Genomic DNA, 797 nt, shown 5'->3' with positions numbered 1-797 from the left:
AATACGAGCAGGTGGACCTTCTCGATACCCTGGGCTTGAAGCGCCCACAGCCCCTGCTTCAACAACCGCCGACCAAGCCCCTGCCGCTGATAACTGCTTGAGACAACCAAGTGATGAACGAGACCTCGGCGACCATCATGTCCACAAAGCACAGTACCGAGAACTTGACCCTCACGCTGCACCACGAAACTCAGTCCCGGATTGCGACTCAGGAACTTCGCCAGAGCGCTCGGCTCGTCGGCGCTGCTAAGACCGACGCCTTCTGACTCCAGCCACAACGCTCGGGCAGGGTCAATATGCCGCGGCTCGAATTCGACGATGGTTGCAGACGCTGCGTGTTCCATGGTGGCTAACGGTCTACACGAGCGGCATGACCCGGTTTGCCGGGGCATGTCCGCTCGATGGAGGGGTTAACCGCCAGGATGCCACTGTTCATGGCATGACCTCGACCAAGTGGGCCCGGTTGGCCGGGGCAGCGAACGGCTCAGGCCAGAACTCAACGATGCGACTGATCTCTCCCCGGGCGAAGGTGAAGAACGAGATTGCTCGCCCCGTTTGCACCCCATCCGTGACTGAAACATCCGAGACAGCTTCGAGTTCACCAGCAACGATGCGGTTGACGATGAACTCCCACCGACCGTGCGCGGGGTATTCGTGATTCATGCGTGCGAATCGCTCTGCACCTCGAATGCGCTCCTTCGACTGCGGCCACTCCAAGACAAACTCCGGGGCCAACACTGCCGCGACAGAATGAAAGTCGTTGGTAGCCATGAGGCGCCAGAACTCGCGCACAACCT

2 protein-coding genes are annotated in these 797 nt (G+C 60.0%); both read right to left on the bottom strand.

Annotated features, from left to right (window positions below):
• On the bottom strand, positions 1-344 hold a 344-nt coding region (locus L6Q96_23250; protein MCK6557466.1), incomplete at its 3' end, for a GNAT family N-acetyltransferase.
• Between the two features lie 88 nt (positions 345-432).
• On the bottom strand, positions 433-797 hold a 365-nt coding region (locus L6Q96_23245; protein MCK6557465.1), incomplete at its 5' end, for a nuclear transport factor 2 family protein.

Source organism: Candidatus Binatia bacterium, from assembly GCA_023150935.1.
In the GTDB taxonomy this organism is placed as follows: Bacteria; Desulfobacterota; Binatia; order HRBIN30; family HRBIN30; genus JAKLJW01.
Note: the sequence above shows the minus strand (reverse complement) of the source record. Positions and strands in the feature narration are given on the sequence as shown.